This window comes from Chitinophaga sp. G7 BAM 1005, assembly GCF_057126945.1.
On record NZ_CP181478.1, the window covers coordinates 6,233,129 to 6,250,411 of the forward strand.

At 47.5% G+C, this 17,283-nt stretch carries 14 protein-coding genes and 2 tRNA genes; 8 read left to right on the forward strand and 8 right to left on the reverse strand.

The genetic code is table 11. The annotated features are described in order from the left end of the window. The first annotated feature begins 10 nt into the window (after window positions 1-10). The gene (locus tag ACMXI2_RS25015; RefSeq protein ID WP_483778685.1) at window positions 11-1,414 is read left to right on the forward strand and encodes an MBL fold metallo-hydrolase RNA specificity domain-containing protein; all 1,404 of its coding nucleotides are present in this window, start codon (window positions 11-13) and stop codon (window positions 1,412-1,414) included. A gap of 41 nt (window positions 1,415-1,455) precedes the next feature. Here ACMXI2_RS25015 and ACMXI2_RS25020 read toward each other — a convergent pair whose 3' ends face one another. The 7 genes from ACMXI2_RS25020 to ACMXI2_RS25050 all read right to left on the reverse strand — a co-directional run bounded on the left by ACMXI2_RS25020 (window position 1,456) and on the right by ACMXI2_RS25050 (window position 10,019). Beyond that, window positions 1,456-4,695 (reverse strand): ligand-binding sensor domain-containing protein, encoded by a 3,240-nt coding sequence (locus ACMXI2_RS25020; RefSeq protein ID WP_483778686.1) that lies wholly within the window; start codon window positions 4,693-4,695, stop codon window positions 1,456-1,458. Window positions 4,696-4,809: 114 nt separating this feature from the next. Continuing rightward, window positions 4,810-4,881: transfer RNA gene (locus ACMXI2_RS25025), tRNA-Glu, on the reverse strand. A 115-nt stretch (window positions 4,882-4,996) separates the two neighbouring features. Then, window positions 4,997-5,683, reverse strand: a complete 687-nt coding sequence (locus ACMXI2_RS25030) for a DUF1345 domain-containing protein (protein WP_483778687.1) — start codon at window positions 5,681-5,683, stop codon at window positions 4,997-4,999. A 38-nt stretch (window positions 5,684-5,721) separates the two neighbouring features. Beyond that, the gene (locus tag ACMXI2_RS25035; RefSeq protein ID WP_483778688.1) at window positions 5,722-6,714 is read right to left on the reverse strand and encodes a PorP/SprF family type IX secretion system membrane protein; all 993 of its coding nucleotides are present in this window, start codon (window positions 6,712-6,714) and stop codon (window positions 5,722-5,724) included. 15 nt (window positions 6,715-6,729) lie between these two features. Further along, complete coding sequence (locus ACMXI2_RS25040) at window positions 6,730-7,665, reverse strand: T9SS type B sorting domain-containing protein (RefSeq protein ID WP_483778689.1); 936 nt, start codon at window positions 7,663-7,665, stop codon at window positions 6,730-6,732. 5 nt (window positions 7,666-7,670) lie between these two features. Then, the gene (locus ACMXI2_RS25045) at window positions 7,671-8,588 is read right to left on the reverse strand and encodes a hypothetical protein (RefSeq protein ID WP_483778690.1); all 918 of its coding nucleotides are present in this window, start codon (window positions 8,586-8,588) and stop codon (window positions 7,671-7,673) included. Window positions 8,589-8,591: 3 nt separating this feature from the next. Further along, on the reverse strand, window positions 8,592-10,019 hold the full coding sequence (locus tag ACMXI2_RS25050; protein WP_483778691.1) for an immunoglobulin domain-containing protein: 1,428 nt from the start codon (window positions 10,017-10,019) through the stop codon (window positions 8,592-8,594). A gap of 342 nt (window positions 10,020-10,361) precedes the next feature. On the opposite strand from ACMXI2_RS25050, the gene ACMXI2_RS25055 reads away from it, so the two are divergent. From ACMXI2_RS25055 to ACMXI2_RS25070, 4 genes are all read left to right on the forward strand, one after another. Further along, window positions 10,362-10,928: an RNA polymerase sigma factor gene (locus tag ACMXI2_RS25055; RefSeq protein ID WP_483778692.1), complete on the forward strand. Its 567-nt coding sequence runs from the start codon at window positions 10,362-10,364 to the stop codon at window positions 10,926-10,928. Beyond that, complete coding sequence (locus ACMXI2_RS25060; protein ID WP_483778693.1) at window positions 10,925-11,356, forward strand: hypothetical protein; 432 nt, start codon at window positions 10,925-10,927, stop codon at window positions 11,354-11,356. Before ACMXI2_RS25055 ends, ACMXI2_RS25060 begins: the two co-directional genes overlap by 4 nt. Window positions 11,357-11,432: 76 nt before the next feature. Then, window positions 11,433-11,870: a hypothetical protein gene (locus ACMXI2_RS25065; RefSeq protein WP_483778694.1), complete on the forward strand. Its 438-nt coding sequence runs from the start codon at window positions 11,433-11,435 to the stop codon at window positions 11,868-11,870. 7 nt (window positions 11,871-11,877) lie between these two features. Next, entirely contained in the window at window positions 11,878-13,023 is a 1,146-nt protein-coding gene (locus ACMXI2_RS25070) for a C1 family peptidase (RefSeq protein ID WP_483778695.1), read from the forward strand. 58 nt (window positions 13,024-13,081) lie between these two features. On the opposite strand, the gene ACMXI2_RS25075 is transcribed toward ACMXI2_RS25070, so the two are convergent. Further along, a tRNA-Glu gene (locus ACMXI2_RS25075) sits at window positions 13,082-13,153 on the reverse strand. A gap of 140 nt (window positions 13,154-13,293) precedes the next feature. Here ACMXI2_RS25075 and gap point away from each other — a divergent pair. The 3 genes from gap to ACMXI2_RS25090 all read left to right on the forward strand — a co-directional run bounded on the left by gap (window position 13,294) and on the right by ACMXI2_RS25090 (window position 17,218). Next, complete coding sequence (gene gap, locus ACMXI2_RS25080) at window positions 13,294-14,310, forward strand: type I glyceraldehyde-3-phosphate dehydrogenase (RefSeq protein WP_483778696.1); 1,017 nt, start codon at window positions 13,294-13,296, stop codon at window positions 14,308-14,310. A 164-nt stretch (window positions 14,311-14,474) separates the two neighbouring features. Then, entirely contained in the window at window positions 14,475-15,668 is a 1,194-nt protein-coding gene (locus ACMXI2_RS25085; protein ID WP_483778697.1) for a phosphoglycerate kinase, read from the forward strand. 137 nt (window positions 15,669-15,805) lie between these two features. Then, on the forward strand, window positions 15,806-17,218 hold the full coding sequence (locus ACMXI2_RS25090; protein WP_483778698.1) for a cation:proton antiporter domain-containing protein: 1,413 nt from the start codon (window positions 15,806-15,808) through the stop codon (window positions 17,216-17,218). Window positions 17,219-17,283 lie beyond the last annotated feature (65 nt).

Below are 17,283 nucleotides of genomic sequence, written 5' to 3' on the forward strand. Positions count from 1 at the left end.
AATATCTGATATGAAAATTGCATTTCATGGCGCTGCGCGCACTGTTACCGGATCAAAACACCTGATCACACTTAAGAATGGCAAAAAGATTTTATTGGATTGTGGCATGTTCCAGGGCATGGGTCATGAAACAGATTCCCTTAACAGGGACTTTGGATTTGACCCGCAGGAAGTAACGTACATGGTGCTGTCGCATGCACATATTGACCATTCCGGCCTTATACCGCGACTCGTGAAACTTGGATACAGAGGCGATATTTTCTGCACGCCTGCTACCCGCGATCTGGCGGAAATACTGTTGCTCGACTCCGCCGAAATACAACGTGATGATGCGAAATACACCAATAAAAGAATGGCGAAAGAAGGGCTTCCTTTTATTGAGCCGTTGTATAGTGTAGACGATGCGAAACTGTCCATCGACCGGTTGAAACCTATGGGGTACAATACATGGACGCCTATTGACAAGGATATACAACTGATGTTCACCGATGCCGGCCATATTGTGGGCGCCGCAGCTGTACACCTGCGTATTACAGAAAATGGTAAAACAGAACAGCTCTCTTTCAGCGGCGATATTGGCCGCTATAATGATGCGATACTGAAATCGCCGGAGGTGTTTCCACAGGCAGATTATATCCTGATAGAATCTACTTACGGCAGCACGTTACATGCAGATGCCGCTCCCGCTGATGATGAGCTGCTGCGGCATATCAAGGAAACCTGTGTGGAAAAAAGAGGGAAGCTGATCATTCCTGCTTTCAGTGTTGGGCGTACACAAGAGTTGTTGTATGCGTTAAACAATGCGCAGTTGAAGGGTAAGCTGCCGAGGGTTGACATTTTTGTGGACAGCCCGCTTTCCACAGAAGCTACTGTTGTTACCAAAGCGCATCCCGAAGTGTTTAACAGGGAGGTAGCTAATATCCTGAAAAAGGACGATGATCCGTTCGACTTCCCCGGTCTTCATTATATCAAAACGGTAGATGAATCCAAAGCGCTGAATTTCCGCCGGGAGCCTTGTGTGATCATCTCAGCATCGGGCATGGCAGAAGCGGGGCGTGTGAAGCATCATATTGCCAATAACATCGACAATGCCCGTAATACCATTCTTATTGTTGGTTATTGCGAGCCGCAGTCGCTGGGTGGTAAGCTGATGCGTGGCGCCAAAGAGGTATCTATTTATGGTACCCGTTTCAAAGTAAATGCGGCGGTTGGCGTGATCCGTTCTATGAGTGCGCATGGCGACTATGAAGATCTGAGCCAGTGGCTGGCTTGCCAGCATCCGAAAGAGGTGAAAAAACTTTTCCTGGTACATGGGGAGTATGATGTGCAACAAATCTTCAGGGCATGGCTGATTAAAAAAGGCTTCCTGGATATTGAAATACCGGAGCGGCATTATGAAACCGGCCTCGCATAAAAATATTCAGCCAATGGGAAAGCGGATCGTTTTCCCATTGGCTATTCTTCCACAAACGGGAACCACAGGTTCACCCTTGTTCCCAGTGCTTTCCCTTCTTCATCTGCCAGGTCTTCGATATCAAAACTGGCATCCACATTAAAGCGGCTGTTATACAGTGAGAGGCGGTCGCGCGTAATTTGGAGTCCGCGGGATTGATGACGGGGTTTGCTCAGGCGCTTCATTGCTGCAGATTTTTCTCTTCCGATACCGTTATCTTCTATGGTACATAAAATGCGGTCATCCACCTTTTTGAAGGTGATGGTTACTTTACCTTTTCCTTTATCGTGCAGTAAACCGTGCCAGATGGCGTTTTCCACAAATGGCTGGATGATCATGGTGGGCACGTCCACCATGTTGGCGTCGAGTGCAGGATCGACAATGATCTCGTATTCAAATTCGTCGCTGAAGCGGAGTTTTTCCAGTTCCATGTAGTTTTCCAGTACGCTGATTTCCTGGGCTACCGTAGTGTTATTGAGTTGTGAATTATCGAGTACGTTGCGGATCAGTTTTGCAAAGCGGCTCAGGTAGGCCAGGGCCTGTTCTGTTTCGCTTTTCATCATGAAGGTTTGGATAGAATTCAGTGCATTAAAAATAAAGTGCGGGTTCATTTGGGCGCGCAGCGCTTTCATTTCCAGTTGGGCAATTTGTTGTTGGATGGCTTCCCGTTGTTTTGCTTCTTTTTTTATACCTGCAATGCGCAACCTGTAATAGAGATAAACCAATGAAACGGCCAGCAGCAGGCACAATAGCCGGAACCAGGAGGTTTGCCAGAAGGCCGGTTTAATCAAGATCTGCAGTGTGCTGATATGCTCCGAGAAGGTACCGGCGGTATTTACGGCACGCACGCGGAACGTATAGTTGCCGGGAGGCAGGTTAGTATATTTTGCTACCAGGATATTATCTGTAAGCACCCAGTTTTCGTCTACTCCTTCCAGCTGATAGTAGTAGCGGATCTTTTCTTCGTGGTATTGCAGGCTTTTGAACTCTATGCTGATAAAGTTTTGTTTATAGCTGAGGGTAACCGGTAGACTGTCTTGCAGGGCGGCATGGATCAGCACAATACTATCGAGTGCTTTCAGGGTTACGATGGTAACATCCGGCGGCGGTGGTGCTACGCGCAGGCTGGCGGGATCAAAAGCCACGATATGATCCGATGCGCCTACGAGGAGATCGCCGTCATTCAGTTTCACGATGCGGCGTCTTACCTTGCGGGTGTTATCGATGATATCGTCGCCCTGGATGAATGTTTCCAGCCGGTCGGCCACCACGTGGTAGCGATAGAATCCGTATTGGGTGGTGAACCATATTTTGCCGGGGCCATCTTCTTCCATGCTCAGTATCCATTGATCGAACAGATTAGTGTTGATGAGGAGCGGCTTATAGGTATGCCGCAGTGTGTTATAAATCCAAAGGCCATGATCGGTGCCGGCCAGTAATGTGGTATCGTTAAAACGGCGCAGGCTTGTGATATTGTTGTATTTCTTTGCATCCAGTTCAAAGGTTTGGCGGTGTGTGATGCGGCGTGAGCGGGTGTTGAACTGTATGAGACCTGCGCTGCTGGAGCCGAGCCACAGGAGGGAGTCGCCTTCCGGAACGATATTCATTACAGAAACGGGGCGTTTTAAAGAATCTACTATTTCATGATAATGTTGAAAAGTATTTTGCTGCGGGTTCCAGCTGGCAAGTCCGCGTTTGTATAGTCCGATCCAAACGGTGGTGTCGTGTTGTGGTTTCAGGTTGAGTATTGTTTGTTCGTAAAGTACCGGGGAAGTGAGATGTTTTGTGAATTTCCCGGTAGCGGGATTAAACAGGGAGAGGAATGCGTTTTCCTGTCCGACGAGGATGGTGCCGTCTTTCAGTTCGGCAAAGGTCCATACCAGTCCGCGTTCTTCCGGCAGGGTGTATGCGGGTTCCCCGTCGTTGTGCACATAGTTGCGGATCAGCTCCAGGTTGGCGTTTAAGCGGCTGAAGCCTTTACCCCAGTATCCTACGTATACATCCCCGTTGGAAGCCTGAAAAATGCCTGTTACTTCTGTTGCAGGCAGGTGTTGGGTGGTATTGGGGAAAGTGGTTCTGTTATCGAGGATACGGAATGTTTTGTTGTGGAGGCTGAGGATATTTACTCCCAGATCGGTGCCTATCCACAGGTGGCCTTCGCGGTCGCTGAGAAAGCAATTGGCTTCGTAGGTGTAGTGAAATCCTTTGGGGGCTGAATTGCTGGCGATGATGTTCAGATCAAAGCGTTTCAGTTCGCGGTTATAGCGGAGTATGCCGCCTTTTTCGGTGGCAATCCAGAGGTTATTATCGCTGTCGGTTACCAGGTCGAAGATGGCATCATAATCTTCATTATCCTTTTTACCACCGGGCGCCTCGAAGGTATAGTGTGTGAGTTGACGGGAGGTGGGATCGTAGTTATATAAGAGTCCGTGCCTGCCGGCGAGCCATACCTGGTGATAGGGATCGGTGAATATTTTCTTGAAGGTATTATCGATATTGAGTACCGGCAGTTGCTGCGGGTTGTTGGTGGAGCTGTATAAATTTTTCCGTTGGCGGTCCAGGATGTACAGGCCGTGTTTTCCGCTGATCCACAGGTTGCCGCTTTCATCTTCCATGATGGCGTCCATCATCTGGATGCGGTCTGCTTCGGGGATGATGGCAGCTTTCTGGAAATTAAGCGCTTTTTCATTGAAGCGTAGTAGTCCGTCGTGGGTGGTGGCCCATATTACGCCATCGTGATCTTCGAGGATCTGGCTGCATTGCAGTCCTTCCGGGCGAACGTCCCTGTCGGCTACCAGCATGGCTTTTACCTTGTCTGTAACGGGGTCGTATACACGAATATTATCGGGTGTTCCCATCCAGATGCGGCCTTTTTTATCTTCGCAGAGGCAGATATCATCATAATAGATGGAGCCGGGCACCCGGTCGAAACTGGCTACAGTTACAAGGTTGCTACCATCATAGCGTTGCAGTGCGGTGCTGGCAATCCATATAAACCCTTTCCGGTCTTGCATAATGGCGGATACGTGGTTGCTGGCGAGGCCGTTGCTGATATCGAGGTGGGTGAAGTTGTAGCTGGCGGGTTCCCGTTTCTGGGCATTGGCGGCGGTGAGGGACAATAGCATCCATAGCAGGTAAAAACTATACCTGACTATTTTTTGCCATTGTTGGGCGTGCGCCTTTATATGACCGTTAATCATTTCAGTTTCAGGGAAAGGAGTGCTGTTGGAATAAATGTACAAAATGTTGTTGTGAATTTGTTGCAGGAGGCTATCCTATAGCAAAACTTTCACCGCGGCAAGAGAATAAAATGGCTGAAATAAAAAAGGACCTCTTTGCAGAAGTCCTTTTTCTAGTACCACGTACGGGATTCGAACCCGTGATTCCTCCGTGAAAGGGAGGCGTCTTAACCCCTTGACCAACGCGGCATTTTTCGTTTGGGATTGCAAAGATAGGAAAATGTTTTACAAACCAAAACTTTTTTCCCGATTCTTTATCAAAGGTAAGAAGATTATGAAGAATAACACGGTAATCAGGCGGCACTTATTGCTTCAATCCTGCAATTAAATTTATCGTTAATGCTACCACAAACGTGTTCAGCAAAAAGGAAAGTAAGCCATGTGCCAGCGCTGTGCGGCGGATCAATCTGCCGGTGATATCCACATCTGATACCTGGAAGGTCATACCGATCACGAAGGCAAAATAGGCGAAGTCGATATAGTCCGGCTTTTTTTCTTTAGGAAACTCCAGCCCTTCCGCCTGTTTCGTATTGTCGTCTTCTGCATCGTCGTAATACAGATGGGCATAATGAAAAGTGAGGGTGGTATGTACCATTGTCCAGGAAGCCAGCATACCGGAAACGGCTACCGGGAGATACAGGATCTTTGAAAGACCCGTTAGCTCTTTTGATAACATCATTAACAACACCAGCACCAGGCTCGCCACAGATGCGAGCAGCACGGTTAAAGTAACATAGGTGCTGCTACCGTCGTCGATCCTAGCCCATGTACGGATCTCCTCTATGGTACGGTTAAAAAAAACGATCCAGCCGGTGGAGATATAGGAAATGGCAAAGATGTTCCATAAGAGGGCAGACAATACCAGCGGATGTACTTCTATCTTCAGTAATAAAAAAATAATAAACACCACAAAGGTGAACCCTAAACTCACCAGCACCCGTTGTAGCGGATGCATGCTTACCAGCAATGAAGCAACTTTCTTTTTTCTCATACCCGGAGACTTATTACTTAAAGATAGCTAAAGGAAGGTTAAAAATAAGAACATCTCACCTGTCGCAGAGAAGTCCGTTTTGCATTATCCATTCTCTTAAAATAATATCCAACAGATATTTCGTGTGTGCCGTTGTTGTAGGTGCGGTATTTATTTAAAGCATAATCAAAGGCATATCCTATTCTTAATTCCGGCAGCACAAATACTTCCGTCATTGCTATTACCGCCCCCGGTTTAGCAAGGCCCTGCTGCAAAGCCGGCTTGTTATACAGCTCCACTGCTGTACGATATCCGCCACCCAGCCAAACCAGTTCCTTCAGTAATACAAACATATTCAGATCAAGACTGGTAGGTCCTGCCCTGTCGTCTTTCAACAGGAAAGATGGTTTCAGGAATACGTCGTCATTCATCCTGAGCAGCGCACCGCCGGTGAAATAAAAGTGTGGTTTGGGCGCCGGGATAAAATGACCCAATGGTTTATTTTTTGCCTGGTACTGCGCCGTAAGATTATCTGCCGAAAAACCAACAAACCAGTTTTCCGTACTGTAATATGTACCCGCCCGGATATCGAATAACAGCATGTGTTGTATGGCTCCGCCAGGATTTGGTTCGTTGGGATTGGTAAACTCCAGCTCATGGGGATTGAGCCCTTGTTGCACGATACCTGCGCCAATACCAAATGCCAGCCGGCCGGTTTCACCTCCCAGTGGAATACGGTATGCATAATTGCCATATGCCGCTAACTGGCTCTGGGCGCCTATTTTGTCGTGCGACACCTGCAGGGCAAGCCCTACACGCTCGTTATTTAAACTACCATCAATTGCCAGCGACATGGTTTCCGGCGCACCTGGAACCCCCACCCACTGATTCCTGTAAAACGCATGCGCATTCAGTTCCTGCCGGTATCCCGCATAAGCCGGATTTATATAGATGCCATTAAAGATATACTGGCTGAACTGCGCATCCTGTTGCGCCTGCACCTGCTGCCAGCTGCAAAACATGCTTACCAGGAAAACAAAATATCTCTTCATACACATAGTAAATGTTTATGGCTTCAGTAAACTGATATATCCTTTAAATTCCTGCCAGTGGCCGTTTTCATCCTTCACCCGCAGCAAGTAGAAATAAGTGCCTGCGTTTAATGCTTTCCCGTTCCAGTTTTGTGTATATCCTTTTTGTTCAAATACATGATTGCCCCAGCGGTTGAGGATAGTGAGTTCATTTTCCGGATATCTTTCCAGACCGCCGATGATAAACACTTCGTTCACGCCATCGCCGTTGGGGGTAATAGCGTTGGGGATATGCAATGCCAATACTTTCAGCTGATGCGTACTGGAGTTATTCTGCAATACGTTATCATTTTCAGTGGCAACAACAGTGGCCGTATTGTTGACCAGTCCGGGTTCCAGGACCTTTACCTTAATGGATAAAGAAGCGGTCATGCCTTTTTGCAGGTCATTCATTTTCCACAGTACAGTATGATCGTTTGCTTCATAGGTCGCTGAACCTATTGTGGGCACTGATAGCAGGTCCATTGCCAGGTAACGGGGCAGTTTATCTGTTACCACTATGCCGGTAGCATTTGCCGGGCCGTTATTCACCACTGTTAAGTAGTAGTTGAAAGTGCTGCTCACGCGGATGTTTCCCTTATCGGCAGTTTTGGTGATCTGCAGATCTGCATCCGGTCCTCTGCCGGTTATTTCGGCGATAATAACTGCTTCTGACGGTTCCGACATACAGTCGTTACCGTTATATGCCTCTACGGTATACCTGCCCGGTGTAGCGGTAATATATTCCGCCAGTGTTGCGCCGGTAATGGACACACCATCGCGGTACCACTGGTAGTATTGCGCGTTGGTAGCAGTAGCGGTAAGCTTTACCTGCTGACCGGGCATGATATACCTGACCGGTGGCGACTGTGCCAATGCGGAAGTCATCCACCAGCCGAGGATTAAAAAGATAACAGTTATTTTTTTACCCATACAGATTACTGGATAGTAATAACCGGTTGACCTGGTTTAGGCGTAACAGTGATCACAGCTGGCTGGCCGCCGGATTGCGCAGTAGCGGTATAGTCGCCGCATGCTCTCACCGTGTAAACCACTTTTATGCTGTAGTTATATTTTTTCTCGGTACCGGGTGTGGACACTGCCGGTTCCACGATGGTGTAATCGGCACCTGTGCCTACATCTGTTTTAGAAGCGGGCACGCCTACTTCTTCTTTAGACCATACATATTTCAATTCGAAATCGCTTATTGTATAGTCTTTCAGCCCGGTAATTTTGCGGGGCGGAGTGGTAAACGTTACGGTACTTTTAAGATTGATTGCTTTCGGGCCGGTGGGCGCACCATTGGCCGCGCAATAGGTAAGGTTTGGGCTATTCGCCGGATCTACTTCTGCAGCGATGGTTAGGTTTGGCAACACATACACCGTGAAAATTACCGGATCGGCCGGACACTCTGAGGCGCCCGTAGCGGCAGTTACCTGGTAGGTGTGCCAGCCGGGTGTGGCGGATGCTACATTCAGTTTTTCATTGACAGGTACGGCTGTTGCGGGCAGCGGGCCGGGGTTCCCATTTACATCAATCTCCTGCCATACCCAGCTGGTATAGGGTACGGGAGTTCCTGCAGCAGCGGGATCGGTTAAACTGGAGGTAAGTGTAAACGCTGATTGATCTGTACAAAACAAGGTGGTGCCTGTGGAGGTAGAAGTACCTTTTGATGCATCGTTGTTATCCGACAGATCTGCCGGTGTTTTGATAAGTGTAGTTGTTTGTGCGTGGACACCGATGGTACACAGCACTAAAAATATTGCCAACAGGTACTTAACGGCAGGACGGCGTAAAACAGGGATCATTAAAACCGGATGGAAAGACCGGCGCATTCCGGATGCAGCAATTTTCATATGTCAAGGGTTTAATTGAATGGTGAGTAATGGTTTTCCGGGACGGGGATCCACTGTAACGTGAACGGGCACACGATTACTGACAACAGTAGTACATCCGTTCCGTATGGCTTCCACATACCAGGTAAAATTTCCCGGGCTGGTAATTACCGGCGTATAGTCGTTACCGGTAGATAGCAATGTATTGTCCGTGCTGTACCATTTATACACTGCACAGGGGTCTGCATTGGTGATATTGAATTTCAGTTTATCTGCGTCTTTAATACATATTGGGCCGGGGGTGAGATTACCATCGATGGTGAGTGAATACACCGGCGCCGGCGATACTACTTTTACATCATAGATGCGCAGGGAAGAGAGGGCGCCTACGAGGCCGCCTATTTGTATGTCTACCCGGTCGAAGGCCGCAGGGATAGCGGCAGCCAGCACATACTTTTGCCCCGGGCCGCTCAACAGGCGGAGACTCAGCAAGCTGCTGCTGTTGGTGATGGGGCTTCCTGCCGGTGTTGTTCCCTGGTAGGGTTGTATGGTGAAACCAGTGAGAAGGCTGAGGTCGAGCAGCCCTCCGCCGGGGTCCTGTAATACGAGGTATACCGAGTCACCCGCTTTCGCGGGCGTATTAAATACAATAGTTTCAAACACCTGGCTCAGCACCTGCACGCCGGTGTTCAGTTGCGCGTAAGTGGTAAGGGAAGGATCATTGTCGATCGCATTCCATTTATTCACTACGCCGCCGGTAGCGGAAAGCAGATTTACGCCGCCTCCGCGGATGCCTGCCAGTATATCGATGGGTTGATTGCAACTGATGTTACCGGGAGGGTCCTGCATGATCCAGGCATCATAGACGCCCATATTCATTGCCAGTCCGGCTATGCCGGAGAGTTTTATCCATACGCCATCATAGGCTACCGGGTTACCGGCGGCGTCTTTCGGCGTGAAGGTAAGTTCCATATCACCGGCGCCGTTCAGGAGGGATAACAGGTTGCCCACGGATGAGGATACGCCTGCTGCTGTTTCTGTGCCATTGTTGTATATAAAGGGCTGTACAGCAGCTGACGCCCCTGCACCCAGGAGGTTAGTAGGGTAAATAATTTTTACGCTGAGGGGCGTGCCGGCGGCCACTTGTGAATTGAAGCGAAGATATTGAGTGGCGAAGGTGAGTCCCAGCAGCGGGATGGGTGCATTCAGTGTAGAGAAGGTAACGGGATCGGCATCGGCGGCCAGTGTTTCATTGTCCACCCAACCTAAAAGAGAGGCCGTTCTCTGGCCGGAGACGTACTTTCTCACTTTAGGTACAGGGCAACCGGTTTGAGCGTGTATCTGAAGCGGGAAATAGATGATGCATACCAGTGCAGCATACCATATCCGCCCGGGAGATCCAGGTAACAGGGAATTGATAATTGCATTCACGGCACGCAAAGGGATACGCATAAGGATACTTAGTCGCTTAATATATCGGGATATCGGTTCGGTATGGCTAAAGTATTGTAATAATCAATGTTGTAGCGGGTTGCGGGAATGAATGAATAAAATGAATAAATGGTTAAGATGGTTAAAAATGCACAAAATGAACAACACGGGATAAATATCTTACATAAAATAATATATATATTATTATGAATTTATATTAAATATTACCGGGAGAAATGGGGGAAACTGGCATTAAAAACCGGATGAACAGATATTTTGACGTTTCCTGCAACCTTTTTCTACTTCCCGCGTCTGATACATACGATGTACTCAGAACGCCCGCCTATTCTTTCTGATAAGGACATGATAAAAAAGATCATGGAGGGTGACCGTCATGCCGCTACGTTATTGATCCGCGGTACCGAAAAACTGGTGGTGAGTATTGTCTTTAAGATGATTAGTAACTATGCAGACAGAAAGGACTTGATGCAGGATATTTACCTGAAAATCTTCAGGTATCTTCCGAAATTCCGTTTTCAATCCAAACTATCTACCTGGGTGGCGCATATCAGCTACACCACTTGCCTGGATCATTTACAAAAATACAGACCGGAACTGATCGACATTCCAGATGATGATGATGAATGGCTTTTACGCGAAATTGCCTGGCAGCAGATCAACAGGGAGCCGCTGGATGCCAGCCAGCTACTCTCTGTAAAAGAAAGATCGGAGATCCTGGAAAAGCTCAGTGCTACATTGCCACCTGTCTATCGGACACTTATTACTTTATTTCATAAAGAAGAACTCAGCATCGATGAGATCATGAACATTACCCGACTCCCTGCCGGAACAGTCAAAAATTATTTGTTCCGGGCAAGAAAGATACTGAAGGAACGATTGCTTGATTATTATTCAAAAGAACATTTATGAGCAAGATACATTTAAGCGAAGAACAGCTCCAGCGCTATGCGCTTGATGGGTTTGCAGACCCGGTGCCTGTGGAGCATGTGGCAGATTGTATCCATTGCCAAATGCAGATCAGGGCTTATCAAACACTCTACAGCCACATCAGGGAAGCGGAAGCGCCGCTGCCGGATTTCAACACGGAGTTGCTCATTCCTGATCTAATGTCTGCAATTAATGCATCTGATAGAAAGGAGGCCTGGTATTTATTTAGTTTGCTGTTCGGAGCCATTGGCCTGCCCGTTGCCGGACTAATGATGTACTGGAATACAATCAGCTGGATTTTTTCGGGCATAGCTACTATGGGCCTGCTGCTATCCGTCGTATTGACGATGCAACTGATGGAACTATATGGCGCTTACCGGAAAAAGATCAAAGCATTAAATCTTGAATAAAGTTGCAACCTGGTAACTGCATTAAGGTCTAATTATTACAAGTGGACTCATCACCACTCAAAAACAATTTATGCAGATGAAGAAAATAATTTTAGTCAGCTTATTAAGTGCCTGTCCTGCTTCCGTTCGTGCTGATGACGGCGGTTTTATGCTCGCGGATGGCGCCTATATTCCCGATGTGATTATCCGTACGGTCATCGTTATCCTGTTATTTTATGTAGCGACGAGTTTTTTGTTAACGCTGATCCGCATGCTGCTTAATCATCGTCTTAAAAGCAAAATGATCGGCAGGGGGATGGATGCAGCTGAAGCAGAAAAGATGCTGCGGATTGGTGCGGAAAGCAAAGATTATGCAATGAAATGGTTTTTGCTCCTGCTCGGTGCCAGTATTGGCTTTACGGTGATCGGCAACTTCCCGTTCGGATGGCTTTCAGTTGCCACGGTGGCCTTCAGTTTGTCGCTGGGTTTCGCCGGGTATTATTATTATCTGAAAAAAAGAAAAGAAATATTATAAATCCATTATGAAAAAAGATCCGGTATTTGTTCTGTCATTTATGCTTTTGTTGCCCGTTATCCAGGCATGTAACCACAAACCGCCAAAGGCTGCGGTGTTGCAGCCACGGAAAAGCAGCTACGTTTTCTCCCTTTTAACAGAAGTTCCGGCATTGCCGGTTGTCAGCCAGAACGCCTCGGGTACCTGCTGGAGTTTTGCCACAACTTCCTTCCTGGAATCGGAGATCATCCGGTTGAAGGGAGAAAAAATTGACCTTTCGGAAATGTATTTTGTAAGATGTGCGTATTTGCTGAAAGCCCGGAATTTTATCCTGCGGCAAGGCACTGCGCGCTTTACGGAAGGCGGCCTTAATCATGATCCCATTATCAGCTCAACTGAATTCGGGTTATTGCCGCAAACAGCATATACCGGACTGATAAACGGAAATAAGGAGCACAATCATTTCAACATGTTCAAAGACCTGGAAAGCACCGTAAAAAAATATGCCGATCCCGCCAATAAGCTGGGTGCCGGATGGAAAAAAGAGGTGCCGTCCAAACTGGATAGTTTTTTAGGGAAAGTGCCGGATGAATTTCTATATGAAGGAAAGACTTATACTCCTGTGAGCTTCCTTGCGTACACACAGTTAAATCCCGATAATTATCTGACCATTACTTCTTTCACACATGTTCCTTTCTATAAACCCTTCGTATTGAGTATACCGGCAAACTGGGCGAATGAACGGTTTTATAACCTTCCCCTTAATGAATTTATGGAAAACATAGACCATGCAATCGACGCTGGGTTCTCCCTGGCCCTTGACCTGGATGGTACCGAGCCTACATTTACTGCAGGATTAGCTGTATTGCCCGAAAAGCAGGAAGACAATGAGCTTATACTTACTGAAGCCAGGCCGGAGAAAAAAGTTTCCCAGGAAATGCGCCAATCTTCCTTTGAGGATTTCAGTACCACAGACGATCACCTTGTGCATATTACCGGCAAACTGAAAGACCAGTACGGCAACATCTATTATAAAGCAAAAAATTCATGGGGCCCCGAAGCCGGAAACCACGGGTTTATCTACCTGAGCGTTCCTTATATGAAAATGAAAGGGCTCTCGGTGTTGCTGCATAAAGACGGGTTGACGGATTCAACGAGGAGTAAGCTTCTTTAGGGGGTAAGAAAGACTAAAAATAAAAAAAGGTTCTTCAAAACAGAAGAACCCTTTTTTGTACCACGTACGGGAATCGAACCCGTGACTCCTCCGTGAAAGGGAGGCGTCTTAACCCCTTGACCAACGCGGCGCATCATTTTCGGATTGCAAATGTAGGACGTTATTTTAAAATTCCAAAAAATATTTTCATAACCTAAAATTATATTGATTAATAAGGGTATTGATTGTAAATTCGCTCTCGATTTTTTCATACTCAAATCACGATGTAAAATGGGAACTACTCTCAAAATTGGTATTAATGGTTTCGGTCGTATCGGCCGTTTGGTATACCGCCAGATTTACAAAATGCCCGGCATTGATGTGGTAGCTATCAATGACCTCACCAGCCCCAACGTGCTGGCGCATTTGCTGAAATACGATTCAGCACAGGGTAGATTCGATGCAGACGTTAAGCATTCCGAAAGCGCAATCAATGTGAACGGTGAAGATGTGAAGATATATGCACAGAGAGATCCGTCTCAAATTCCCTGGAAAGAGCATAACATCGATGTAGTGATCGAATGTACCGGTTTCTTTGCTGACAGGGATAAAGCTGCCGCTCACATTACTGCCGGCGCTAAACGTGTTGTTATTTCTGCTCCTGCTACAGGTGATCTGAAAACGATCGTTTTCAACGTAAACCACGAAATCCTGGACGGCAGCGAAACAGTTATTTCCTGCGCATCCTGCACTACCAACTGTCTCGCTCCTATGGCGAAAGTTCTGCAGGATACTTACGGTATTGCTACCGGTTTAATGACCACTGTTCACGCTTACACCAACGACCAGAACACCCTGGATGCCCCACATCCAAAAGGTGACCTGCGCCGTGCACGTGCTGCTGCTGCCAACATCGTACCTAACAGTACCGGTGCTGCAAAGGCTATCGGCCTGGTATTACCTGAACTGAAAGGCAAACTGGACGGTAGCGCACAGCGTGTTCCTACCATTACCGGTTCTTTAACTGAGCTGACTACCATCCTCAATAAAAAAGTAACTGTTGACGAAGTAAATGCCGCCATGAAGGCCGCTTCCAACGAATCTTTCGGTTATACTGAAGATGAAATTGTAAGCTCCGACATCATCGGTATTAACTTCGGTTCCCTGTTTGATGCTACACAAACCAAAGTACTCACTGTTGGCGAGCACCAGATGGTTAAAACCGTTTCCTGGTATGATAACGAAATGAGCTATGTATCTCAGCTGGTTCGTACTGTAAAGTACTTCGCCGGTCTGATCAGCAAATAATAAATTATGACAGGTACTCCCGGTGTAAGCCGGGAGTCTTTAAATTCCGCGGAACTACACCATAGCAGCAACTGACCAGATTCATCTGGTTATATACTAGCTTTGCGCTGTTGGTACCGCGGTTTTTTAATTTACCCCTTCTCGTTATCTTAAATTGACACATTATGAGCAAATTTTCTGATTATAACTTCAATGGCCGCAAAGCCTTGATCCGCGTGGATTTCAACGTACCCTTGAATGATAAGTTCGAGATCACGGATGACACCCGTATGCGTGCAGCAGTTCCTACCATCCAGAAAATCCTGAAAGATGGCGGCGCCGTTATCCTGATGTCTCACCTGGGTCGCCCGAAAGATGGTCCTACTGATAAATACTCCTTAAAACACCTGGTATACCACCTCATTTCTTTACTGGGCGACGTAACCGTGAAATTCGCTGAAGACTGCACCGGTCCTGTGGCTGAAAAAGCTGCAGCCGACCTGCAGATGGGCGAAGTACTGCTCCTGGAAAACCTGCGTTTCCACAAGGCAGAAGAAAAAGGCGATGCCGCATTTGCTGAACAGCTCTCTAAACTGGGCGATGTTTATGTAAATGATGCATTTGGTACAGCTCACCGTGCCCATGCTTCCACCGCAGTAATCGCACAATACTTTGCACCTGAAAACCGTATGTTCGGTTTACTGATGGAAGCAGAAGTAAACAGCGCACAAAAAGTACTCAACGATGCAGCATCCCCCTTTACTGCAATACTGGGCGGCGCTAAAGTAAGCGATAAGATCCTCATCATCGAAACCCTGATGGACCGCGCTAACAACCTGATCATCGGTGGTGGTATGGCCTACACTTTCCTGAAAGCCCAGGGCAAGGAAATTGGCAGTTCCCTCTGCGAAAATGATAAACTGGACCTGGCAAATGAACTGGTGGCCAAAGCAAAGGAAAAAGGCGTGCAACTGTTACTGCCGGTTGATTCTATTGCAGCGGATAAATTTGCAGCAGATGCGAATACCCAGGAAGTTTCCAACGACAACATCCCTGCCGGATGGATGGGCCTCGACATAGGACCTAAGTCTGTAGCCCTTTTCAGCAAAACCATTGCTGCCTCCAATACCATTTTATGGAACGGACCAATGGGCGTATTTGAAATGGCGGCTTTCCAGGCTGGTACCAAAGGCGTGGCGGAAGCTATTGTAAGCGCTACCGCCAGAGGAGCCTTCTCCCTGGTAGGCGGCGGCGACTCAGTGGCAGCAGTAAACCAGTTCGGTATTGCAGATAAAGTAAGCTATGTTTCTACCGGTGGTGGCGCATTGCTGGAGTTCTTTGAAGGAAAGGAACTGCCAGGTATTGCCGCTATCAGCTAAGCACCCGGCCGATATATCCCATAAATAAGCTATTACAGCGATAACCGTATGCAGAGATTTAATCTACTGCAACGGCCCACTCTGTAATAGCTTTTTGCTTTTTTATATCTTGCAGTTAACCATTAATATTTCCTGTCATGAATAAACGGTTTCTCTGGTACCCGGTGATTATTGGCATTTTTGCGACGCTGATCTGGGTGATCCTTCAGAAGGGACAATCTTTACCGATGAATCCGCACACCGTTATTCCTCCTGCTCCGGCAGCGGCAGCTACGGCCACCGGCAGTTGGTGGCGTTACCTGGAAAATCTGAAACATCCGCTGGGACTGTTGCTGTTGCAAATCATCCTGATCATGCTGGCCGCACGGGTATTCGGGATAGTCGCCAATAAACTGAGGCAGCCTGCTGTGGTGGGCGAGATTATTGCCGGTGTATTGCTGGGTCCTTCCCTGCTGGGTTGGGTGGCTCCGTCGTTTTCCGGTTTTTTATTTCCTGCAGATTCATTGAAAAACCTCCAGTTCCTTAGCCAGATAGGGCTTGCCTTCTTTATGTTTATTGTAGGGATGGAGCTGGACATCAGTAAAATCAGGAACAAAGCGCACGATGCGGTGATGATCAGTCATGCCAGTATTATTATCCCTTTCTTCCTCGGCGTTTGGCTGGCATATTTCCTCTTTACTCGGTTTGCTCCTGCCAATGTCAGCTTTTTATCTTTTGCGCTGTTTATGGGCATCGCTATGAGCATTACCGCTTTCCCGGTGCTGGCCCGTATTGTACAGGAACGGAAGTTAACCAATACACCGTTGGGCATTATGGCGATTACCTGTGCTGCAGCCGATGACGTTACTGCCTGGTGTATCCTGGCAGTAGTAGTGGCTATTGTGAACGCCGGAGGGATTGTGAGTGCGCTGGCGACCATTCTGCTGGCGATTGTATTTGTAGCGGTAATGTTGCTGGTGGTACGGCCCTGGCTAAACAGATTCATGCAGGCGCAGATGGCGAAAGGCCATCAGAAAGCAGCAGTATCCCTGATATTTTTCATGCTGCTGATATCTGCATGGATAGCGGAAGTGATCGGGATTCATGCCTTGTTTGGTGCGTTCCTGGCGGGCGTGATCATGCCTCATGGCACCAATATCAAACAATTGCTGACAGATAAACTGGAAGATGTGAGCATACTATTGCTGCTCCCTATCTTCTTTGTATATACCGGTTTAAGAACACATATCGGTTTATTGAACCAGGGCGATCTGTGGGTCGTATTCGGAATGATCATGCTGGTGGCCGTGGCGGGAAAATTTGGCGGCAGCACTGTTACTGCGCGCTTAATGGGGCAAAGCTGGCGGCAGTCGGTTTCCATTGGCGCATTAATGAATACCCGCGGATTGATGGAGCTGGTGGTATTGAATATCGGGTTCGACCTGGGGATCTTATCGCCGGAGATATTTGCCATGATGGTGCTGATGGCGCTGTCCACCACTCTTATGACCGGCCCTTTGCTGGACCTGGTAGCTTTCAGTGAAAAACGCAAAGGGCTGCTCACTACCTGATACGGAGCCATTATAAATAAAAAGAGACCACTGATAATCAGCGGTCTCCTTTTTTATTTCATATA